The sequence below is a fragment of the Novosphingobium sp. BAM6 genome, assembly GCF_057784955.1.
The window spans coordinates 74,888-92,928 of record NZ_JBYNTR010000001.1 but is presented as its reverse complement, the minus strand read 5'-3'; the positions used below and the strand labels follow the sequence as shown (position 1 = coordinate 92,928).

Annotated in this window: 29 protein-coding genes; 4 read left to right on the top strand and 25 right to left on the bottom strand. The window is 65.5% G+C overall.

Features of this window, described 5'->3' with window-relative positions:
- Positions 1-10: 10 nt before the first annotated feature.
- The 18 genes from AC3EC3_RS00545 to dapD form a co-directional block, all read right to left on the bottom strand.
- Complete coding sequence (locus tag AC3EC3_RS00545) at positions 11-505, bottom strand: ExbD/TolR family protein (protein ID WP_488487795.1); 495 nt, start codon at positions 503-505, stop codon at positions 11-13.
- Entirely contained in the window at positions 505-1,215 is a 711-nt protein-coding gene (gene tolQ, locus AC3EC3_RS00540) for a protein TolQ (RefSeq protein WP_260926925.1), read from the bottom strand. The genes AC3EC3_RS00545 and tolQ overlap by 1 nt, the downstream gene beginning before the upstream one ends.
- A complete protein-coding gene (locus tag AC3EC3_RS00535) occupies positions 1,212-1,706 on the bottom strand; it encodes a YbgC/FadM family acyl-CoA thioesterase (RefSeq protein ID WP_260926923.1) in 495 nt (164 codons plus the stop codon). The genes tolQ and AC3EC3_RS00535 overlap by 4 nt, the downstream gene beginning before the upstream one ends.
- Before the next feature lie 115 nt (positions 1,707-1,821).
- A complete protein-coding gene (locus tag AC3EC3_RS00530; RefSeq protein WP_488487794.1) occupies positions 1,822-2,199 on the bottom strand; it encodes a histidine triad nucleotide-binding protein in 378 nt (125 codons plus the stop codon).
- Between the two features lie 36 nt (positions 2,200-2,235).
- Positions 2,236-2,586 (bottom strand): phosphoribosyl-ATP diphosphatase, encoded by a 351-nt coding sequence (locus AC3EC3_RS00525; protein WP_488487793.1) that lies wholly within the window; start codon positions 2,584-2,586, stop codon positions 2,236-2,238.
- Between the two features lie 87 nt (positions 2,587-2,673).
- Complete coding sequence (locus tag AC3EC3_RS00520; protein WP_488487792.1) at positions 2,674-2,832, bottom strand: PEP-CTERM sorting domain-containing protein; 159 nt, start codon at positions 2,830-2,832, stop codon at positions 2,674-2,676.
- 186 nt (positions 2,833-3,018) lie between these two features.
- On the bottom strand, positions 3,019-3,783 hold the full coding sequence (gene hisF / locus AC3EC3_RS00515; protein WP_488487791.1) for an imidazole glycerol phosphate synthase subunit HisF: 765 nt from the start codon (positions 3,781-3,783) through the stop codon (positions 3,019-3,021).
- A 13-nt stretch (positions 3,784-3,796) separates the two neighbouring features.
- On the bottom strand, positions 3,797-4,039 hold the full coding sequence (locus AC3EC3_RS00510; RefSeq protein WP_488487790.1) for a hypothetical protein: 243 nt from the start codon (positions 4,037-4,039) through the stop codon (positions 3,797-3,799).
- The gene (locus tag AC3EC3_RS00505) at positions 4,036-4,269 is read right to left on the bottom strand and encodes a hypothetical protein (RefSeq protein WP_488487789.1); all 234 of its coding nucleotides are present in this window, start codon (positions 4,267-4,269) and stop codon (positions 4,036-4,038) included. Before AC3EC3_RS00505 ends, AC3EC3_RS00510 begins: the two co-directional genes overlap by 4 nt.
- A complete protein-coding gene (gene hisA / locus AC3EC3_RS00500; RefSeq protein WP_488487788.1) occupies positions 4,266-4,997 on the bottom strand; it encodes a 1-(5-phosphoribosyl)-5-[(5-phosphoribosylamino)methylideneamino]imidazole-4-carboxamide isomerase in 732 nt (243 codons plus the stop codon). The genes AC3EC3_RS00505 and hisA overlap by 4 nt, the downstream gene beginning before the upstream one ends.
- A 4-nt stretch (positions 4,998-5,001) precedes the next feature.
- Positions 5,002-5,631, bottom strand: a complete 630-nt coding sequence (gene hisH / locus AC3EC3_RS00495; RefSeq protein ID WP_488487787.1) for an imidazole glycerol phosphate synthase subunit HisH — start codon at positions 5,629-5,631, stop codon at positions 5,002-5,004.
- Positions 5,632-5,638: 7 nt separating this feature from the next.
- Positions 5,639-6,232: an imidazoleglycerol-phosphate dehydratase HisB gene (hisB, locus tag AC3EC3_RS00490; RefSeq protein WP_260926907.1), complete on the bottom strand. Its 594-nt coding sequence runs from the start codon at positions 6,230-6,232 to the stop codon at positions 5,639-5,641.
- A gap of 66 nt (positions 6,233-6,298) precedes the next feature.
- Entirely contained in the window at positions 6,299-6,850 is a 552-nt protein-coding gene (locus tag AC3EC3_RS00485) for a hypothetical protein (protein ID WP_488487786.1), read from the bottom strand.
- Between the two features lie 112 nt (positions 6,851-6,962).
- A complete protein-coding gene (locus AC3EC3_RS00480; protein WP_488487785.1) occupies positions 6,963-7,391 on the bottom strand; it encodes an OsmC family protein in 429 nt (142 codons plus the stop codon).
- Between the two features lie 814 nt (positions 7,392-8,205).
- Positions 8,206-8,709 carry a YcxB family protein gene (locus AC3EC3_RS00475; RefSeq protein ID WP_488487784.1) on the bottom strand — a complete coding sequence of 168 codons (504 nt, stop codon included), beginning with the start codon at positions 8,707-8,709 and terminating at the stop codon, positions 8,206-8,208.
- A gap of 245 nt (positions 8,710-8,954) precedes the next feature.
- Positions 8,955-9,404: a cupin domain-containing protein gene (locus AC3EC3_RS00470; protein WP_488487783.1), complete on the bottom strand. Its 450-nt coding sequence runs from the start codon at positions 9,402-9,404 to the stop codon at positions 8,955-8,957.
- 93 nt (positions 9,405-9,497) lie between these two features.
- Positions 9,498-9,734 (bottom strand): hypothetical protein, encoded by a 237-nt coding sequence (locus AC3EC3_RS00465; RefSeq protein ID WP_488487782.1) that lies wholly within the window; start codon positions 9,732-9,734, stop codon positions 9,498-9,500.
- A 134-nt stretch (positions 9,735-9,868) separates the two neighbouring features.
- A complete protein-coding gene (dapD, locus tag AC3EC3_RS00460; RefSeq protein WP_488487781.1) occupies positions 9,869-10,705 on the bottom strand; it encodes a 2,3,4,5-tetrahydropyridine-2,6-dicarboxylate N-succinyltransferase in 837 nt (278 codons plus the stop codon).
- Positions 10,706-10,834: 129 nt separating this feature from the next.
- On the opposite strand from dapD, the gene AC3EC3_RS00455 reads away from it, so the two are divergent.
- Both AC3EC3_RS00455 and AC3EC3_RS00450 read left to right on the top strand, forming a co-directional pair.
- Positions 10,835-11,383 (top strand): DUF924 family protein, encoded by a 549-nt coding sequence (locus AC3EC3_RS00455; protein WP_488487780.1) that lies wholly within the window; start codon positions 10,835-10,837, stop codon positions 11,381-11,383.
- A gap of 34 nt (positions 11,384-11,417) precedes the next feature.
- Positions 11,418-12,245: a hypothetical protein gene (locus AC3EC3_RS00450; protein ID WP_488487779.1), complete on the top strand. Its 828-nt coding sequence runs from the start codon at positions 11,418-11,420 to the stop codon at positions 12,243-12,245.
- An 18-nt stretch (positions 12,246-12,263) separates the two neighbouring features.
- On the opposite strand, the gene gmk is transcribed toward AC3EC3_RS00450, so the two are convergent.
- The 4 genes from gmk to AC3EC3_RS00430 all read right to left on the bottom strand — a co-directional run bounded on the left by gmk (position 12,264) and on the right by AC3EC3_RS00430 (position 14,640).
- Positions 12,264-12,926 carry a guanylate kinase gene (gene gmk / locus AC3EC3_RS00445; RefSeq protein ID WP_488487778.1) on the bottom strand — a complete coding sequence of 221 codons (663 nt, stop codon included), beginning with the start codon at positions 12,924-12,926 and terminating at the stop codon, positions 12,264-12,266.
- A 96-nt stretch (positions 12,927-13,022) separates the two neighbouring features.
- Positions 13,023-13,505, bottom strand: a complete 483-nt coding sequence (locus tag AC3EC3_RS00440; RefSeq protein ID WP_488487777.1) for a hypothetical protein — start codon at positions 13,503-13,505, stop codon at positions 13,023-13,025.
- 36 nt (positions 13,506-13,541) lie between these two features.
- On the bottom strand, positions 13,542-14,048 hold the full coding sequence (locus AC3EC3_RS00435; RefSeq protein ID WP_260926896.1) for an SspB family protein: 507 nt from the start codon (positions 14,046-14,048) through the stop codon (positions 13,542-13,544).
- 109 nt (positions 14,049-14,157) lie between these two features.
- Positions 14,158-14,640, bottom strand: coding sequence for a COG3650 family protein (locus tag AC3EC3_RS00430; protein WP_488487776.1), 483 nt, complete (start codon positions 14,638-14,640; stop codon positions 14,158-14,160).
- A 143-nt stretch (positions 14,641-14,783) separates the two neighbouring features.
- On the opposite strand from AC3EC3_RS00430, the gene AC3EC3_RS00425 reads away from it, so the two are divergent.
- Positions 14,784-15,554, top strand: coding sequence for a hypothetical protein (locus AC3EC3_RS00425; RefSeq protein ID WP_488487775.1), 771 nt, complete (start codon positions 14,784-14,786; stop codon positions 15,552-15,554).
- A gap of 312 nt (positions 15,555-15,866) precedes the next feature.
- On the top strand, positions 15,867-16,166 hold the full coding sequence (locus AC3EC3_RS00420) for a hypothetical protein (protein WP_488487774.1): 300 nt from the start codon (positions 15,867-15,869) through the stop codon (positions 16,164-16,166).
- Positions 16,167-16,280: 114 nt separating this feature from the next.
- Here the strand turns inward: AC3EC3_RS00420 and AC3EC3_RS00415 are convergent, their stop codons facing one another.
- The 3 genes from AC3EC3_RS00415 to AC3EC3_RS00405 all read right to left on the bottom strand — a co-directional run bounded on the left by AC3EC3_RS00415 (position 16,281) and on the right by AC3EC3_RS00405 (position 17,988).
- Positions 16,281-16,691, bottom strand: coding sequence for a YybH family protein (locus AC3EC3_RS00415; RefSeq protein ID WP_488487773.1), 411 nt, complete (start codon positions 16,689-16,691; stop codon positions 16,281-16,283).
- Positions 16,692-16,910: 219 nt separating this feature from the next.
- Entirely contained in the window at positions 16,911-17,672 is a 762-nt protein-coding gene (locus AC3EC3_RS00410) for a DUF72 domain-containing protein (protein ID WP_488487772.1), read from the bottom strand.
- A gap of 10 nt (positions 17,673-17,682) precedes the next feature.
- Complete coding sequence (locus AC3EC3_RS00405; RefSeq protein ID WP_488487771.1) at positions 17,683-17,988, bottom strand: hypothetical protein; 306 nt, start codon at positions 17,986-17,988, stop codon at positions 17,683-17,685.
- Between the last annotated feature and the right edge of the window lie 53 nt (positions 17,989-18,041).

The following is an 18,041-nucleotide window of genomic DNA, read 5'->3' as shown; positions in this document are numbered from 1 at the left end:
AACCCTTAGCTTACGCGCCTGAACCGCCGCTGACACTTCCACCGCTGTCAGCTGTACCGCTGACGTTGCTCACCAGCGAGATCTGGGTGATCCCGGCATGGTCCAGCTCGCCCATCACCTTGGCAACAGTGCCGTAATCGACGCTCTTGTCGGCGCGCAGTGTAACTTGCGGCAGCTTGCCCTCGGCATCCTTGGGCAGGGCTGCAAGGCGGTCCGCCAGCTCGCCCGAGGCCAGCACGTCGTTCTCCCAATAGAGCTTGCCGTCAGCGTCGATCGAGAGCGTGATCGCATCGGAATCGCCCGACATCGCCTTGGCCTGCGTATCGGGCAGCGCGATCGGCACGGCGGATTTCAGCAGCGGCGCCGTCACCATGAAGATGATCAGCAGCACCAGCATCACGTCGACCATCGGGGTGACGTTGATCTCGGCCATCGGCGCGCGCGAGGAACCACCGCGGCGACCTCGCCTGCCGCCGCCCCGGCCGCCGCTCATCCCCATCGCCATCAGCGCTGCTCCAGCTGGCGCGTGAGGACCGACTGCAACTGGTCGGCAAAGCGCTGCATCCGCGCTTCGAACAGGTTCACCTTGTGCGAGAAACGGTTGTAGGCGATCACCGCCGGAATGGCCGCGAACAGGCCGATGGCGGTGGCGAACAGCGCCTCCGAAATGCCCGGCGCGACCACCGCCAGCGAGGAATTCTGCTGCTGGCCGATCTGGAAGAAGCTGTTCATGATGCCCCACACGGTGCCGAACAGACCCACGAACGGCGCCACCGAGCCCACGGTCGCCAGGAAGTTCAGGCGGTTGGCCAGATCGTCCGCCTCCTCGCCCACCGACGAGCCGAGCGCCATGGCGATGCGCTGACGCGCGCCTTCCAGATCGAGGCCCTTGGCGCCCGCGTTACGGCGCCATTCGGCCAGCCCTGCCCCGGCGACGCGACCCACCGCCACGTTGTCCTTGTCGCGGCTGCGCTGGAAGGTCTCGAAGTTCTCGGCCTCCCAGAACTGCTCCTCGTAAGTATCCGAGCGGCGCTTGGTGGCGCCCATGCGCAGGCTGAACGAGACGATGATCATCCACACCCACACGCTGGCCAGCAGCAGCGCGATCATGATCGCCTTCACGACGATGTCGGCATCGGCGAACAGCTTCACCGGGTTGAGGTGATCGGGGGTATCGCCGAGCGAGGCAGCGGCGGCGAGCAAGTCGATGGTCATTCCTGTCCTTCCCTGCCGCGCGCGTCTTGCGCGTCGGCGATTGATGGGGCCTCTGCGAGTTGCACGAAGGCGCGCAGCCATGCCTCGGGCTGGCGTGCGGGTTTTCCTTCGAGCGAGATGAATCCGACCTTGACGGTGGCCTCCGCCAGCACGGTTTCGCCGCGCCGCGCGATCTGGTGCAGCGTGCAGGCGACCCGCCCGACGCTGAGCGGCCTGGTCTCGATCACCACGGCATCGCCCAGCTTGCCCGGCGCGCGATAGCGGATCGCGATCTCCGCCACGGTATACATGCCGACGCCCCCCTCGATCGCCGCGCGCTGGTCGATGCCCAGCAGTTCGACGAGATCGGAGCGGGCGCGCTCGAACCAGCGGATGTAATTCGCGTGATAGACCACCCCGCCCGCGTCGGTGTCTTCATAGTAGACGCGCAGGGCGAAGCGGTGGAGGCCGCCGTCGATCCGGCCGCCGGGAGGCAGGGGCTGGTCTGTCATGCTAACCGGATGCTTAACGGCTCGTCGCAGTCCTGCCTAGCGCCTGCGAGCCGCTCGCAGCGACATCGCGGCGAAAACAGGCCCCGACTCGTCGGAAAACCGGGGATTACGGAGGTTATTCGGCGATCATCTGGTAGAACGGGCGTCCGCCGAAGATGTGGACATGCAGATGCGGCACTTCCTGATGGCCGTGCCCGCCCATGTTCACCATCAGGCGATAGCCCGGTGTGTCCAGTTCGAGCTGCCGCGTGACGTTGCCCACCGCCCGCATGAACCCGGCGATCTCGGTATCGTCGGCCTTGGCGGTGAAGTCGTCCCACGAAACATATGGCTGCTTGGGGATCACCAGCACATGGACCGGCGCCTGCGGGCGGATGTCGTTGAAGGCGAGCGCGAACTCGTCCTCGTAGACCTTGCTGCACGGCAGCTCGCCGCGCAGGATCAGCGCGAAGACGTTACGGTCATCGTAGGGCAGCTTGGGATCGATCGGCATCGGGGGTCTCCGAAGGAAATCTTGGTCCTGAGGGCGTCAGCCCTGAACGCGGGCGGCCTTTTCGGCGAGACCCGAGACGCCTTCGCGGCGATCGAGTTCGGCCAGCACCGCCGCGAAGGGCACCTCGCGCATGCCCAGCAGCACCATCAGGTGGAAGACCAGGTCAGCCGCCTCGCCCACCAGCGCCGCATCATCCTCGGCAAGCGCGGCGATCACCGTCTCGACGCCCTCCTCGCCCACTTTCTGCGCGATCTTGGCAAGCCCCTTGGCCTTCAGCCGCGCGACGTAACTCGACTCCGGGTCGGCCTGAAGCCGGGTCGCGACAGTCGCCTCAAGCCGGGCCAGCGTATCGGAAGCAGAGGGCGTAGCGGAGGAAACGGTGCTCATGCGCCGAGCCATGGGGCGCAGGCACGCAAGGGTCAAGTCCTGTCAGATCAGCGTCTCGCCTTCGCGGCCCGCGCTACAGCGCCGCGATCAGCGTTTCGTCGAGAACCGGCGGCCGATCGCCACGCCTGCCACGCCCAGCCCGAACAGCAGCATGCTGCTGGGTTCCGGCAGTTGCACCGTACCCGCGGCATAAGCCGGGGTCGCTGCAAGTGCGAGAGGCAGGACGGAGAACAACGCAGAGCGCACGGCGGGGGGACCTTTCGACTTGGTTGACGACCCGTTAAGGAAGCCACCGGGGCCCCTTTCGGCTCCCCGCCCCGCCGATGCAAGAGGGCAGTTTATCGTGTCCCGAATCGGTGCAGCACCGAAACCGATTGAATCACGTGCAGATGCGCGGATTTCCGCGATTTTCCCGCTTGGTAAAAAGCTGTATCAGCAGCCGCGCGCAGGCAGTCCTGCCGAGCGTAGCGCCGCATGCGCCTCGGCCACGGTGTGCGTTCCGAAATGGAAGATCGAGGCGGCCAGCACCGCGCTCGCATGGCCTTCGCGCACGCCGTCGACCAGATGGTCGAGCGTGCCCACGCCGCCGCTGGCGATCACCGGCACCGAAACCGCGTCCGCGATCAAGCGCGTCAGTTCCAGATCGTAGCCCGCCTTGGTGCCGTCGCCGTCCATCGAGGTGACGAGCAGTTCGCCCGCGCCCAGTTCGGCCAGCTTCACCGCATGGGCCAGCGCGTCGATCCCGGTTGCCTTGCGGCCGCCGTGGGTGAAGATCTCCCACTTGCCGGGCGCCACCTTGCGGGCATCCACCGAGGCGACGATGCACTGCGCGCCGAACCGGGCGGCAATATCGGCGACGACTTCGGGGCGCGAAACCGCCGCCGAATTCACGGCCACCTTGTCCGCCCCTGCCAGCAGCAGCGCGCGGGCATCCTCGGCGCTGCGCACGCCGCCGCCCACGGTCAGCGGCATGAAGCACACCTCGGCGGTACGGCGCACCACGTCGAGCAGCGTCCCGCGCCCTTCGTGGCTGGCGGAAATGTCGAGGAAGCACAGCTCGTCCGCACCCATGCGGTCATAGGCGCGCGCCTGCTCTACGGGATCGCCCGCGTCGATCAGGTCGACGAAGTTCACGCCCTTCACCACACGGCCATCGCGAACGTCGAGGCAGGGGATCACACGGATGCGCACGGTCATGGGATCACCTTCCTCACACAGGCTTGAAGAACAGCGCCACGCAGCCCACCGTCACCAACACGATCAGGGCGACGTTGGCCGCGGTATAGAGGCGGAACTTGCGCGGATCGCTCTCACGGTCGGCGCGGATGCCCGAACGCATCCGGCTGAACAGCAGCAGGCGCACGCGTCCGTTGCGCCAGTCGTTCCAGGCCATCACGAAGCCCGGTACGAGGATCAGCAGCACCATCAGCGCAACAAGGCGATTGTCGTTCACGCCGTCACCATCCGCATGCACAGGAACAGCAGGAACGCGACGACCGCCAGCTGGAACACCGTGGCGCCCCAGAAGCCTGCCGGTTTCGTGCGCCGGTCCCAGCGCGCCATCACCCGGCCGGTGCCGGTGCGGATACGCGCCTGCCCTTCCAGACAATCGCGCACCACCATGAACAGCCGGAAGCCGACTGCCAGCGTAGCGACGAAGCCCAGAAGGTGCAGCGGGTTCATCCCTCGCGCTCGGCCATCTGGATTGCGGCGGCAAGATCGAGACGACCATCGTAGAGCGCGCGGCCGGTGATGACGCCTTCGATCCCGTCCTTGGCGTGAAGCGCCAGCAGGCGGATGTCGTCGAGGCCCTTCACGCCGCCGCTGGCGATCACCGGCATGTCGGTGCGGCGCGCAAGGTCCACGGTCGCATCGATGTTGGCACCTTTCAGCATGCCGTCGCGACCGATGTCGGTGAACAGCAGCGAGGCAACGCCTGCATCCTCGAACCGGCGCGCCAGATCGACGACCGAGACATCGGAGACATCCGCCCAGCCCTCGGTCGCGACCATGCCGTCGCGCGCGTCCACCGCGACGACGATGCCGCCGGGAAACTCGCCGGCCATGTCCCTGACGAACTGCGGGTCCTTCAGCGCGGCGGTGCCCATGACCACGCGTGCGACGCCGAGGTCGAACCAGCCCTCCACCGCCTCGCGCGTGCGGATACCGCCGCCCAGCTGAACATGGCCGGGAAACGCCTCAAGAATCGCTTCGACCGCCTCGCGGTTCTCCGCACGCCCTGCGAACGAGCCGTCGAGATCGACGACATGGAGGTACTGCGAACCGGCCTCGGCAAACAGCATGGCCTGCGCAGCCGGGTTGTCGCCATAGACGGTGGCGCGCGCCATGTCGCCTTCGGCCAGACGCACGACCTGCCCCTGCTTCAGGTCGATGGCGGGAAATACGATCATGATATTACGGCTTCCATTCGAGGAAACGGGAGAGCAGCGACAGCCCGTAGGACTGGCTCTTTTCCGGGTGGAACTGCACGCCGACCACGTTGTCGCGGGCGACGGCGGCGACAAGGCCGCCACCGTGATCGGTCATCGCCGCCACGTCCTGCCCATCGTCGGGGGCGTAGTGGAAGGAGTGCAGGAAATAGGCTTCGCCCGGCACGATAAGGCCGGATGCGGGATCGTGACGGCCCAGCGCCACGTCGTTCCAGCCCATGTGCGGGATCTTGATCGCCGGATCGGTCCGCTCGATCGCCCGCACCTCGCCCGCGATCCAGCCGAGCCCCGGCGTCTCGCCGAACTCCAGCCCGCGCGTGGCGAGCAGTTGCATGCCCACACAGATGCCCAGGAACGGCGCACCGCCCACATGGACCCGCTCGGTCATCGCCTCGACCATGCCGGGAATGCCCCAGAGCCCCGCCGCGCAGGCGCCGAACGAACCGACGCCGGGCAGCACGATACGCTCTGCGGTTCGCACCACCGAAGGGTCGGCGGTCACGGCGACATTCTCTGCCCCCGCCGCCCGCAGCGCGTTGGCGACCGAGTGCAGGTTGCCCGCGCCATAATCGATCAGGGCCAGAACGTCCGCCATGGTCCCGTCAGCCTCCGAGCTGGCCCTTGGTCGAGGGGATCGCCCCGCCCTTGCGCGGGTCCAGTTCGACCGCCTGCCGCATCGCGCGGGCGAAGCCCTTGAAGATGCCTTCGCAGATATGGTGGTTGTTCACGCCATAGATCAGCTCGATGTGCAGGGTGATGCCCACCGCCTGCGCGATCGAGTGGAACCAGTGCTCGATCAGCTCGGTATCCAGTTCGCCCAGCTTCACCTGCGTGAACTCGGCCTTCCACACCAGCCACGGCCGCCCCGAGATGTCGAGCGCGACGCGCGCCAGCGCCTCGTCCATCGGCGAATAGACCTGGCCGTAACGGCCAATGCCCGCCTTGTCGCCCAGCGCCTTGGAAATCGCCTGGCCGATGGCGATCGCGCTGTCCTCGGCGGTGTGGTGGCCGTCGACATGCAGGTCGCCCGCCACCTTGCAGCGGATGTCGATAAGCGAGTGACGCGAGAACTGCTCGATCATGTGATCGAGGAAGCCGATGCCGGTCGACACCTCAAAGGCGCCGGTGCCATCGAGGTTCACCTCCACGGCAATGTCGGTTTCGTGAGTCTTGCGGGTGATCGAGCCTGTACGCATGAAAAGCGCCTATAGAGCGGTGCGGCGCGGAATCAATGTTGCGCGCGACACCGATTGTGACGTTTTTTACAGCGCGCTCGCCTGCATGCCAGTTTCAGGGGGCATGGAGACCGGCGCGAGACCGGCTTCGGCAGCCTGCACGGCATGCGCGACCGTTGCCGCGGCCATCGCGGCGTCGCTGGCCATGCCGCCATCGCTGCCTCTATCGCTGGCCCCATCGCTGGCCACCGTCGCAGACGGGGGATCGGACAGCGCGGCCAGATCGGGATCGAGAGGAACTTCACCCATATCGTCGGCTCCGGAGCCTCCCGCCGCCCCATCGCGACCGGGGAAGGGATAGGCACTGGCGTAATAGCCATCGGGCAGTGTTGCCGCTCCCTGTGGAAAGACATCCGGCGGCCCGCTCTGCGCATTATAGGACGCATCGGAGGAGGAGCCGCTTGCGCTGCTCTCGCCATGATAGCCGGCAAGGCTGTCGACACCGCTGATCGAGGAGTGCGTCGGCACCAGCCCTGCCGCGAAGACGCCCAGCGCCACCGCGCCTGCCATGGCGCCGGTCAGCAGGAATGCCGCGCGCGCCCGGCGGTCGGCCCGCGTCATCCGCAGCAGTCTTGCCATCGGGCCGCCTCCTGAAAATCACGCCTGAAAATGAAACGCCGACAGGGGAACGCCGCTTGCAGGCGCATCGTTCCCCTGTTCCTCTCCAGCCTCTTCAGCGGATCACGCCGGATCAGCCTTCCAGCGACTTTTCCAGTGTCACTTCGCAGTTCAGCAGCTTGGAGATCGGGCACCCGGCCTTGGCGCCATCGGCGATCTCGGCAAATTCGGCCTCGGTGATGCCGGGGATGCTGGCCTTCAGCACCAGCGCCGATTTCGTCACGGCAAAGCCGTCGCCGTCCTTGTCGAGCGTCACCGTGCAACTGGTATCGAGCGTACCGTCGGCGTGACCGGCCTTGGCCAGCGCGAAGCTGGTCGCCATCGTGAAGCAGGCGGCGTGCGCGGCGGCGATCAGTTCCTCGGGGTTGGTGCCGGGCTTGCCTTCGAATCGCGTACCGAACCCGTAGGGCTGGTCGCTGAGCACGCCGGACTTCGTCGAAATCGCGCCCTTGCCGTCCTTGCCGAGCCCCTCGTAGCGGGCCGATGCCGTGTTCGTCGTCATGTTCTGGTGCCTTTCGGGTGGTCTGGAAGTGTGTTCCGCCTCGCTGTCGCAACGCAGCGAGAGCGATGTCGTTCCACAAGCCCGATAGTTAGCCTGCAAACCTTTGCCTTGAATTGTCAGCGAAAAACCCCGGCTATTACAGAACGTTAATCGGGGCATTGTCGAAATGAACGAACACTCCTTTTTTCTGAATAGTTGCTCCAGCAATTGTGCAAGTGCAACTACCTGAAAAAAGGTGATTTTCTCTAAAATTCCACTTTGTGGACGCGATAAGCAGTGCTAGATCATGTCTCAACAAGGGGACTGGCCGAAACAAAATAAGGCGAGCCCTTCGGGACAAGAGGATACGAAAGGCCATGAAAGAGCTTCTGGCAGCGCTGCAGACCGGTCTGGTTCTGTTTGCCCTGTCCTTTTCGGGAACGAGTTGGGAGTAGAAACCACCTGCGGTTTCGATCCCGGTAAGGGCACTAAACCAGTACGCTGACCCCCAGCCAACGGACCATGCCCGCCGTAACACTCGTTTTACCGGAAAGGGGGTTCGTCCCCCAGCGGGCGAATTCGTCCCTGTCGCACTGCTGGGGGGCAGCGCGGCAGGGGCGGATCGCCTGGAACGGCTTTTGGAAAGTGCATCCAGACAAGGCCTCATATCGATATTGCAGCCAAGGCAGGGAGGAGACACCGCCCGCGCACGGATCGACACAGACCCGGCGCGGGCGTGTTTGTTTTTGTGCGACGGTTCGGGAAGAAGCGGGAGGTCGGTTGAGCGGATTGAGACAGTCGCCTGTCGTCCCAGCGCGGACATAGGCAGGCTTCACTAAGTCCTCAGAAGTTTCGTTGCGTCTGGACTCCGTTCTTGCGCAGCTGCGGTCATTTGCGACATGACTCGGGCGATGAAATTCAGTTCGTCCTCGCGGGAATTGAATAAGCGACGCGGCAACACCATCGCGCTGCTCTGGACTAGAAACACCCAATATTTCCGAGTCTGATAGAGATCTGTGACGCAGGACCAGCGGGCGGTCATTATAAGGTCTGTCAAATCATAGACTATGCCTTCGGGCGTAAGACGGAAGGTAAGTTGCTGTTCGTAGGCCTGACCCCGCTCGGTGAGCGCCTTGCGCATCAAGGGCCCAGAAATGCGTTGGACCACCAGCGCCCCTATGATCAGACCGACCATGGCAAACTCCACTGACAACGTGGCGTTCAGCCATGAACCCGACGCCCATGTCCCTACCGGGACGCCTACGGCCAACATAAAGATCAGGAGGATTATCTTGGTCTGCCTTGGCGACAAGCCTCGCCTGGCCTTGATATAGGCCATCGCGGCGGAGCTTTCCCCGGCAGTTAAAACGCCCGTAACTTCCACCCTATTCCCCCCTCAAAGCGGTTCGCCAGCGAATGTGACGAGCAGCTTCCCACGATCGCTCTATGTTTGCATCGAAGGCGTTTTAGGGCAACGGCAGCCCCCCATTCCTGCCGCCGACCGATCCTGTCTCCGGACAGTCCTGCCTTGGGAGCGACAAATCGCTTCTCGGAGCGAGCAACACAGGCACGCCATCCTCAATTTCATCCCGGCGACCATTCCGGTGCGGCGAGTTCGAAACCTGCGAAGTCGAAGCCGGGACTGACCACGCAGCTGACGAGTACCCAGCCCCCATGCGGCGTCGTCGCCTGCCAGTGGCCGGTCGGGACGAGCACTTGCGGCGCCTCTCCCTCGAGCACCGCACCGCCAAGCACATGGCGCGTCACCGGCCCCTCATCGGTCGGCGCGATCTCCAGCACGCAGGGACTTCCGGCATGCCAGAACCAGATCTCGGCGGCATCCACCCGGTGCCAGTGCGAGCGCTGGTCCGCCTCCAGCAGGAAATGGATCGCGGTTGCCGTGGGCCGTTCGCCTTCGGCCGCCTCGGCGCGCCAGGTCTCGCGATACCAGCCACCCTCGGGGTGCGGCATCAGGCCCAGCGCGGCGATGAGCGCCTCGGGATCGTCGCCGGAGTCGACTGGGCGATCGGACAAATCTGCGGGAAGGGGCAAGCAAGTCTCCTCGGCCGGTACGCGTAAGGCCTACCGCAAGGTGCGGCGCAAAGCCACCAACGAGAAGCGCGGGGCTTACTGCGACTGCCCGCCTGTCACTGTGGAATCCACCGTAGAGCCCGAAGCGGAACCGACGGCATCGCGCGCAGGCGGTTTTCCGAAGATGAAGGCCACCGCCAGCGCGATCAGCGCAAGGGCGATACTGAAGGCCAGCACGTTGCGAACGACGTGCGGCGTGGTCCCGGCGCGGGCATGGTCGCGCGCGATATGCATGCGGTTCTGGTTGAACCCGGTTCTGTCAAGCCAAGTCATGGCGTCGCGTCTCCCGAAGTTGAGGGCCTCTGCGTCTGTCCGGTTATCCACCTGAACAGACTGCCCTTTCTCTCCTTCAACGCACCGGATGCGCGCCGCGTTCCAACATGGCGCACATCCGTATCCGTTTTCGATCAGTCGCGCAGCAACTCGTTGATACCGGTCTTCGAGCGGGTCTGCGCGTCCACCGTCTTGACGATCACCGCGCAGTAGAGCGAGGGGCCGGGGGTGCCGTCGGGCAGCGGCTTGCCGGGCATCGAGCCGGGGACGACCACCGCATAGGGCGGAACCTTGCCGATGTGGACTTCGCCGGTTGCGCGGTCGACGATCTTGGTCGAGGCGCCCAGGAACACGCCCATCGAGAGCACCGCGCCCTCACCCACCACGACGCCTTCGGCCACTTCCGAACGCGCGCCGATGAAGCAGTTGTCCTCGATGATGACCGGGCCTGCCTGCAGCGGCTCCAGCACGCCGCCGATGCCGACGCCGCCCGAGATGTGGACGTTCTTGCCGATCTGCGCGCACGAGCCGACCGTCGCCCAGGTGTCGACCATGGTGCCCTCGCCCACGTAGGCGCCGATGTTCACGAAGCTGGGCATCAGCACGACGCCCTTCGAGATGTAGGTGCCACGGCGTGCGACGGCGCCCGGCACGACGCGGAAGCCTGCCGCGCGGAACTCGTCCTCGCCCCAGCCGTCGAACTTTACCGGCACCTTGTCGAACGCAGGCGCGCCACCGGCGCCATGCGCGACCGGCGCATTGTCGTTCAGGCGGAACGAGAGCAGCACGGCCTTCTTGAGCCACTGGTTGACCTTCCAGCCGCCCTCGCCATCAGGCTCGGCCACGCGGGCTGCGCCGGACTCGATCAGCGCCAGCGCCTCGTCGACGACCTTGCGCACATCGGCGCTGGCGGGGGTGACGGTGTCGCGCGCGTCCCACGCGGCTTCGATGGCGGTTTCGAGTTCGGACATGTCGGCTCCTGCGATTTCGGTGATCTCTTCGGAAAGCGCGCCTAGAGCCTGACGCACGGACCGACAAGAGGCTTGCTTAACCGGACGGTACGCGAAATGGTCTGGTGCGACTCACGAAGGTAAGACGACATGGACAGCAAGGCGCGCGAAGTTCTCGATTTCTGGTTCCGCGACGTCGGCCCGGAGCAGTGGTTCAGCGGCGGCGAAAATCTCGACGCGATGGTCGCCGAACAGTTCGCCGACCTTCTGGCAGAGGCCCGTGGCGGCGCGCTCGATCACTGGGCGGCGATGGGGCCGCTCAGCCGCCTCGCGCTGATCCTGCTGCTCGACCAGTTCCCCCGCCACATCCATCGCGGCACGGCTGCGGCCTTCGCCTCGGACGAGAAAGCCCTCGCCCTCGCGCTGGACGGCCTCGACAAGAGCATGGAGGCGCGCCTCACACTGTCGCAGCGCCACTTCTTCCTGTTGCCGCTGATGCACGCCGAAGACCCCGAAGTGCAGGCCCGCGCGCTCGACCGCTACACCGCGCTCCACGCCGAGACCGCGCAGATCCTCGCCTTCGCACAGGCCCACGCCGACGAGATCACCCGCTTCGGCCGCTTCCCCGGACGAAACACCGCGCTGGGCCGCGAGACGACCGAGGCGGAAGCCGCGTTTCTGGCGACGCGGGAGGGGTGATGGGGCGCTGAACCAGATACGATATATTCACATCATGCGGTCGCTCTATCTGATCCCATTGGTGGCCTTGATCGCCTCCCCTCTTTTGGCCCAGCCGATCAGGGAAGTCGTGCGCGAGCGACGTGAGTTCATGGTCAACGGCGCCAAGGAGGACTGGCACCTGATCTGGCGCGGCGCCCCCAGTGACAATAACAGCTGCGGCCCGTCAAACCCTGATCTCGCCATGACTTGTCCTTGCGTTGGCTTTGCTTACGCGCAAGTCGGCGATCTGGTGCTGGAACGCCAGCGTCCGGGCGTGCCAGTGGAGCGGATGCCGCTGACGCCTTTGTTCGCGGAGAGCACAATACTAGCCAATGAGCATAAGCCAGCGGCCATGATCCCGCATTGGCCCAGCCATCTAAACGACATTGAGCACACCCCTACTTCCGCGGTGATCAAAGCTCGTCCTATCGTACCCATCATGCGCTTACGCGATTACGACCATGACGGGATTGCTGGCGAATTTCTGCTTCAGATCGATACTGCGCCCTGTGGCAAGCATGTGATGGTGGCAATCGGCGTAACGCGCGACAATCCGCACCTGCACGCCTTGACCAGCGCTGAGCATCCCGAACGCCCGTTGATACTCTATCAGTGGCAATGGGAAGCCCTGGCCCGCTCCGCACATCCTGGCACGGTAATCGACTGGCCTTGCTACGACCACGGTGCCGAAGAGGAAACCACAATGGCGCTAAGCGCGAGCCATGGCGAAATTCACGCCACTCGCATCACCAGCACTTGCCCAGATACCAATGCGGCAAGCAGCAAAGGGCAACGCAATGCCCGCCTTCGCAAGCAGGTATTAAACCGCGAGGCGATTTAGGCCGAAGGGAGCTTATCCCTACGGCACCATCAGTTCCCGCACGAAGCCGATGAGGCCCGTCTGGCGGGCACGGCGCAGGCGTTCGGCGGCGAGGATCTGGCGGACCTTGCCGAAGCACTCGTCGATGTCTTCGTTGACCACGACGTAATCGTAGCCATCCCAGTGGCTGATCTCGGACTGGGCGCGGGCCATGCGGTCGGCTATCACTTCGGCACTGTCGGTGCCGCGACCGGTCAGGCGGCGGCGCAGCTCGTCGATGGAAGGGGGCAGCAGGAACACGCGCACCACGTCCACTTCCATCTTCTGGTGCAGCTGCTGCGTGCCCTGCCAGTCGATGTCGAACAGATAGTCATGCCCGGCGCGGATGCCCGCCTTCACTTCGGCCTTGGGCGTGCCGTAGCTCTTGCCGAAGACATGCGCCCATTCGAGGAATTCCTCGTTCTCGACCATGCGGTCGAACTGGTCCTGCGAGATGAAGTGATAGTCCTTGCCGTCCACTTCGCCGGGCCGGGGCGCGCGGGTGGTACAGCTGACCGAGAGGCGCAGGTTCGTCTCGTGCTGGAGCATCTTGCGCGCGATGGTCGTCTTGCCCGCGCCGGACGGCGAGGAGAGGATGAACATCAGGCCGCGACGGGCAAGGCCGGCGTCGGCCAATTGAACCTCAGGGTGAAGGTCGTGCATGGGGGTATCGTGCTCCATCACGGAGCGATGGCGATGCGCGGGCGGCAAATCAAGGGGCAAATCGCCTTAACGGCACCGAGATGCCGCCGCTTTCGATCAGTCGTCTTCACCCTCAGCCGCCATGCGCGACAGGCGGGCCTCGCCCTTGGCGGCAGCGCGGCGGGCGCGTGAGCGGTCGTAGAGCGTCTTGACCACCAGCCCGCTGCCCACCAGCACCGCGCCGGGCACCGAGCGCATCGCGGTGCGCGCGATCATCCCGTGGATCATCGACTGCGGCAGCGAACGCCCCTTCAGGATCGCGCGCGCCTTGCGCGGGGCATACGTCTTGCCCAGCAGCACCCGCTCCACCGCGCGGCGGGCAAGGAATGTGCTCGACCGCAGGGCGATGTCGGCAATGGCAAGGTTGGTATGCGGGTTGGGGCTCGGCCCGGCGAGTTCGAGCGAGGTATCCGCGCCTGCGGGCGGCTCCAGATCGGCGGCGCGCACCTTTACATGGCGCGGGCCGCTTCGCACGGCACGGCGCCCTTCGGAGGCTTTATCCGTCCGCTGCTCACCGCGCTTCTTTCCGAATCCGAACATCGCCCGTCTTTCTTCCAGGGGCGAGAGGAGCCCGCCTTACTTCTTCTTGCCGAAGTCCACCGAGACGACATTCGAGCCGTCCTCGCTAGGCGTAATGCGCGAGGCGATGTCGCGTTCCTCGCCATCGTTGCCCGCCGTGCCGGTGAGGTCTTCCTCATCCTCGTCCTCGACGATGGCCTGGAACTGCAGGCCGAAATCGACGGCGGGATCGACGAAGGCGGTGATCGCCGAGAACGGCACCACCAGCTTGGCCGGGATCTGGTTGAAGCTGAGGCTGACGGTGAAGCCCTCGTCGGTGACGGCCAGATCCCAGAACTTGTTCTGGAGCACGATCGTCATCTCGTCGGGGAAGCGAGCGCGCAGGTCCGGCGGCACGCTGACGCCGGGGGCACCGGTCTTGAACGTGATGTAGAAGTGGTGGGTGCCGGGCAGAACCCCGCCCGACGACACGATCTGGCCCAGCACGCGGCCGACCACGGCGCGCAGGGCCTCCTGCACGATTTCGTCGTAAGGGATGAGGCTGTCAGGTGTCGTGTCGTTCATCGCGCCCTAGGTGCTCATGCAGGCGCGCGCGGTCAACCCGGTACGACACGATTTTTCCCCAGCCTGACGTGCGGGAGGCTCGGATGGTGGCTCTACGATCAGGGCAACATCAGGGCAGCGGCGTACGCGAGGGCGCCGATTCGGGCGCTCTGGCCGCCTCGGTTTCGGCCCTAGTTCCGGTTCGCGCGCAGCCGCTCAGCACCCGCTCGCCAAGGCGCAGCGTGGCGCCATAGGGCCATTGGCGATCGGACATCCCGTCGCTGCACGGCCCCGGTCCGACCGCCAGCGTCAGGTCGCGCCCGTCCATCTCGCCGCTGAACGACACCCCGCCGCGCCCGGCAAAGCGCGACACCGGCACGATTACGCCTTGCGGGCGCTCGGGCGTCGCATACGTCAGGTGACCATCCTTCACGCGTGCGCTCCAGAACGGTTCGGTGCCGCTGGCGACGAGCATGGCATCGGCGGGGATCGCGCTCCACGGCTGATGGTCGTCCGGGTCGCCCGGCATCTGCGCAGACGGACTGCGCTGGCACGCGCCAAGGCTGGCGATAATACCAGCAAGAGCGGCGGCAAGGAGCGCGGCGCGAAGCATGGCGCAGGATACTCCACAAGCGCAGCGGCAGCAATCGGGCGTCACCCGGCATCAACTCTCAGGCCCGTTCAGCGCCTCGACAGCCTGCCGTCCCTAGGGCGCGCAACGATGAACGCACACAGGCATACGGTAAACGGCACAAGATGAAGGCGGGTAAGGTACTGGTTCTGCTGGCGGGCGCCGGCATTGCGGCGGGCGTCGTGCTGGCCAATATCACCACGCCCGCGCTCACCTCCTATCGCGCCGAGCATCCCGAGCGTCGCGAGACACCGGGCGAGCAGAGCCAGGGCATGGTCGTGGACCGGGCAGGCCAGGGCGATCTCTCGCAGCAGGATTACGGCTACGCGCAGCAGAATCCCGGCGATCCGGACGGGGAGCGCCGCGGTTACGCCGATGATCGGGCCGACGACGGCAGTTATGCCGACAATGGCGCCGAAGACGGCGACGATCAGGGCGGCTTCGGCATGGGCCGCTGGCTGGCCGGCCCCGAACGCTGGCTCGCCCAGCGCGGCTGGATCGTGATGCCCGGCCCGCAAGCGATGGACGGTCGCGGGTGGGGCGGTCGCGGTCAGGGCCACTGGCGGCAGGACGATGGCGACAACTGGCAGGACGATAGCGACGACGACCGTCCCGACTATCGCCAGCAGGCCGCGCCTGCCCCGCGCGGCTTTGTGCCCCGTGGCTTTGTGGACGCGCCGCCCGCAGCCCTGTCCGGCGCACAGCAGGGCCAGTCCGCGTTCGACCGTGCCTTCGGCAGCGGCCCGGCGCAGAGCGGCACTCCCGGTCAGGCCGCTCCCGGACAGGCATCATCCTCCAGTTCAGGCGACGCTGCCAACGATGCCGCGTCCCGCGCGCGCGATGCCGCTGCCGATGTCCTCGCCGCCGAAGGCCGGACGCACAGCGCCGCGCACTGATCGCAGGGGCCAGGCAAGGCCCTCGCGAATCGAAAGGCCTGTAAAGTTTCACGATGTGGGACTTGCGCAGACGCGATGCGGCAGCCGCAGAACCGATCGCGATTTTTTCGTGCCATGCGCCGAACAGTGCATCCCGATTTATCCAATGGCGACAACTACTCAGACATGATGGTGCGTTTTATGCAATTGCAGAATCCTGCAATGCATTTGTCCGACCACTTTGCATCGCTATTCTGGCCTCAAGAAGAACATAAGATCGCAAGAATACCAGGATGCTTAAGGGCAAGCTCTCTCAAACCAGGGAATTGCCAGATGACCGTTTTCTTCAAGTACGCCGCCGCCGTTGCCGCTCTTGCTGGCGCTGCCATCGGCACCTCGGCCTTTGCACAGGGTGATGCCGCCAAGCAGTCGTTCGTGCGCAATGGCGTCGAGTACACCTACACCGTCGAAACCGAAGGCGAAGGCCAGGTCCTGCGCGGCAGCGCGAACCACGGTGCCGAGCCCTTCCGCCTCTTCGTTCGCGACGACGTCGTGACCGGCACGTTCGACAATCACCCGGTCCGCTTCAAGCTGGAGCAGGTGAAGGCCGCCGCGCTCGCCGCCAACGACTGAGAGCTTGCCCGGTCCGCCGCCGATCTCTCCTCCGGCGGCTGACCACATCGAAAACCCGAAAAAGCGCCCGCACCGGCCTTTTTCGGGTTTTTCGCGTCCGGTGTATACCTGCCTTCAGGCGAGCGTGACGAAGACTTCTGCCTCGATCACCCATTCGCCGCCGCCCTCGCCGCCAACATCGCGCCACTTGGCCGCATAGCTGCCCGAGGCGAGCGCCGCATCCTCTGCTCCCGCGGCGTATCCCCGCCAGTGCCCGGTCTCCATCGCCACCGGCTCGCTGGCCGAGACCGTGATCTCCTCCGGGCTACGGACATAGACCGTTCGCGGGCTCGCGGCGAACTCGCGCCGCCAGACCTTCACCTGCCCCATGCGCCCGGAAATCACCGCGCTATCGCTGCCCGTCACCATCACGCAGTCGCGCGCCAGAAATGCCCCGATCGCACCCGCATCCCCCTCGGCAATCGCCCGGTTGAACGCCGCACGGCGCCCCCGGATTGCGAGTTCGGCAGCAGCGGAATAGGTCATGAGAAGGAAAGTCCGGTTGGGAGAGGATCGGAGCGCTTTAGAGGGAATGCGCATGTTCGGCCACCGGGCTTGCGCCCGTCAACGCAGGATATCCGACAGGACTGAAGGGCCGATATGGGTGGTCAGCGGTCATAGCCCTCTCCCCTTCAGGGGAGAGGAAGCGTCCACAATGGGGCGTTTGCCGAAAGTCCGCTTCCCATAAAGCCACCCATGCTGACCTCAAGCGCTTACACGCTCAATCAGCGCCATTGCGGCGGCGGGGTTGCGGATCTTGTCGGCGGCGATGAAGAAGGCGAAGACGTCGCGGTTTTCGGCACTCCATCGCGCGATGCGGCTGGCCCAGTGGTCGAGTTCGGCTTCGGGGTAGCCGGTCGCCACGGCCTCGCGCGCGTTCTGGAGGCGCAGGTAGACAAAGGATGCCGTATCCGGCGCAGAATCCGGCGGGGCGATGGCCGGATAGGTCGGACTGTCGGCCAGCACGACACCAATGCCTGCCTTGCGGCACAAGTCGAAGAAGGCCGGATCGTCGAAGCTTTCATGGCGCGGTTCGATGGCGTGGCGGATCGCCAGTCCTTCGTGGGTCGCGGGCAAAAGCGCCAGGAAGGCGGCGATCTCGTCGGCGTCGAACCTCTTGCTCACCGCCAGTTGCCAGTTGATCGGCCCCAGCTTGTCGCCCAGTTCGACCAGCCCCTGCGCCATGAAATTGGCGACACTCTCACCCGCTTCAGCCAGATTGCGCCGATTGGTGCAGTAGCGCGAGCCCTTCATGGCAAAGCGGAAGCCATCGGGCACCGCATCGCGCCACTTGGCGAAGCTCGCGGGGCTCTGGCGGCGGTAGAAGGTGGCGTTGATCTCGGTCGCGGTCAGGTGCTCGCCCTGAAACGCCAGTTCGCGAGCCTGCGGCAGACCTTCGGGATAGAACGCGCCGCGCCACGGCGCATAAGTCCAGCCGCCGACGCCGATATGGACCTGCGCCGTCATTGCCACTCTCTCATTTTCCGCTCTTGTTCACCCGGCGCGTCAGGCGACGGCGGTTCGCGGAGACCTTGCGGCGATAGTGCCGGACCGCCGTGTGCGCGTGGGCCTCGGGCGAGGCGAGGCCGCCACTCGCCAGCTTGACGCCGAGTTCGGCAGCGGCCTGCATTTTTTCGGAGACCATCAGCATGTTTTCGGCCGCCGTGCCGCGCCCGACCATCATCTCGGCCGTGCGCAGCCCCACCACCATCATCGAGTCGGCCCAGAGCAAGTAACTGTCGCTGGCCAGTTTCATCCAGTCGGTCGTATCGCGTCGAGGCATGAATGCGGTCTCCGGGGGGACCGCATCCATAGCACTCGATGCTGCAACTGCGA

What these genes read in the sequence shown, in the direction of transcription:
- AC3EC3_RS00545 (WP_488487795.1), bottom strand. Translation starts at nt 505, where the DNA reads ATGGCGATGGGGATGAGCGGCGGCCGGGGCGGCGGCAGGCGAGGTCGC.
- tolQ (WP_260926925.1), bottom strand. Translation starts at nt 1,215, where the DNA reads ATGACCATCGACTTGCTCGCCGCCGCTGCCTCGCTCGGCGATACCCCC.
- AC3EC3_RS00535 (WP_260926923.1), bottom strand. Translation starts at nt 1,706, where the DNA reads ATGACAGACCAGCCCCTGCCTCCCGGCGGCCGGATCGACGGCGGCCTC.
- AC3EC3_RS00530 (WP_488487794.1), bottom strand. Translation starts at nt 2,199, where the DNA reads ATGCCGATCGATCCCAAGCTGCCCTACGATGACCGTAACGTCTTCGCG.
- AC3EC3_RS00525 (WP_488487793.1), bottom strand. Translation starts at nt 2,586, where the DNA reads ATGAGCACCGTTTCCTCCGCTACGCCCTCTGCTTCCGATACGCTGGCC.
- hisF (WP_488487791.1), bottom strand. Translation starts at nt 3,783, where the DNA reads ATGACCGTGCGCATCCGTGTGATCCCCTGCCTCGACGTTCGCGATGGC.
- AC3EC3_RS00505 (WP_488487789.1), bottom strand. Translation starts at nt 4,269, where the DNA reads ATGAACCCGCTGCACCTTCTGGGCTTCGTCGCTACGCTGGCAGTCGGC.
- hisA (WP_488487788.1), bottom strand. Translation starts at nt 4,997, where the DNA reads ATGATCGTATTTCCCGCCATCGACCTGAAGCAGGGGCAGGTCGTGCGT.
- hisH (WP_488487787.1), bottom strand. Translation starts at nt 5,631, where the DNA reads ATGGCGGACGTTCTGGCCCTGATCGATTATGGCGCGGGCAACCTGCAC.
- hisB (WP_260926907.1), bottom strand. Translation starts at nt 6,232, where the DNA reads ATGCGTACAGGCTCGATCACCCGCAAGACTCACGAAACCGACATTGCC.
- AC3EC3_RS00485 (WP_488487786.1), bottom strand. Translation starts at nt 6,850, where the DNA reads ATGGCAAGACTGCTGCGGATGACGCGGGCCGACCGCCGGGCGCGCGCG.
- AC3EC3_RS00480 (WP_488487785.1), bottom strand. Translation starts at nt 7,391, where the DNA reads ATGACGACGAACACGGCATCGGCCCGCTACGAGGGGCTCGGCAAGGAC.
- AC3EC3_RS00475 (WP_488487784.1), bottom strand. Translation starts at nt 8,709, where the DNA reads ATGGCCTATATCAAGGCCAGGCGAGGCTTGTCGCCAAGGCAGACCAAG.
- AC3EC3_RS00465 (WP_488487782.1), bottom strand. Translation starts at nt 9,734, where the DNA reads ATGACTTGGCTTGACAGAACCGGGTTCAACCAGAACCGCATGCATATC.
- dapD (WP_488487781.1), bottom strand. Translation starts at nt 10,705, where the DNA reads ATGTCCGAACTCGAAACCGCCATCGAAGCCGCGTGGGACGCGCGCGAC.
- AC3EC3_RS00455 (WP_488487780.1), top strand. Translation starts at nt 10,835, where the DNA reads ATGGACAGCAAGGCGCGCGAAGTTCTCGATTTCTGGTTCCGCGACGTC.
- AC3EC3_RS00450 (WP_488487779.1), top strand. Translation starts at nt 11,418, where the DNA reads ATGCGGTCGCTCTATCTGATCCCATTGGTGGCCTTGATCGCCTCCCCT.
- gmk (WP_488487778.1), bottom strand. Translation starts at nt 12,926, where the DNA reads ATGCACGACCTTCACCCTGAGGTTCAATTGGCCGACGCCGGCCTTGCC.
- AC3EC3_RS00440 (WP_488487777.1), bottom strand. Translation starts at nt 13,505, where the DNA reads ATGTTCGGATTCGGAAAGAAGCGCGGTGAGCAGCGGACGGATAAAGCC.
- AC3EC3_RS00435 (WP_260926896.1), bottom strand. Translation starts at nt 14,048, where the DNA reads ATGAACGACACGACACCTGACAGCCTCATCCCTTACGACGAAATCGTG.
- AC3EC3_RS00430 (WP_488487776.1), bottom strand. Translation starts at nt 14,640, where the DNA reads ATGCTTCGCGCCGCGCTCCTTGCCGCCGCTCTTGCTGGTATTATCGCC.
- AC3EC3_RS00425 (WP_488487775.1), top strand. Translation starts at nt 14,784, where the DNA reads ATGAAGGCGGGTAAGGTACTGGTTCTGCTGGCGGGCGCCGGCATTGCG.
- AC3EC3_RS00420 (WP_488487774.1), top strand. Translation starts at nt 15,867, where the DNA reads ATGACCGTTTTCTTCAAGTACGCCGCCGCCGTTGCCGCTCTTGCTGGC.
- AC3EC3_RS00415 (WP_488487773.1), bottom strand. Translation starts at nt 16,691, where the DNA reads ATGACCTATTCCGCTGCTGCCGAACTCGCAATCCGGGGGCGCCGTGCG.
- AC3EC3_RS00410 (WP_488487772.1), bottom strand. Translation starts at nt 17,672, where the DNA reads ATGACGGCGCAGGTCCATATCGGCGTCGGCGGCTGGACTTATGCGCCG.
- AC3EC3_RS00405 (WP_488487771.1), bottom strand. Translation starts at nt 17,988, where the DNA reads ATGCCTCGACGCGATACGACCGACTGGATGAAACTGGCCAGCGACAGT.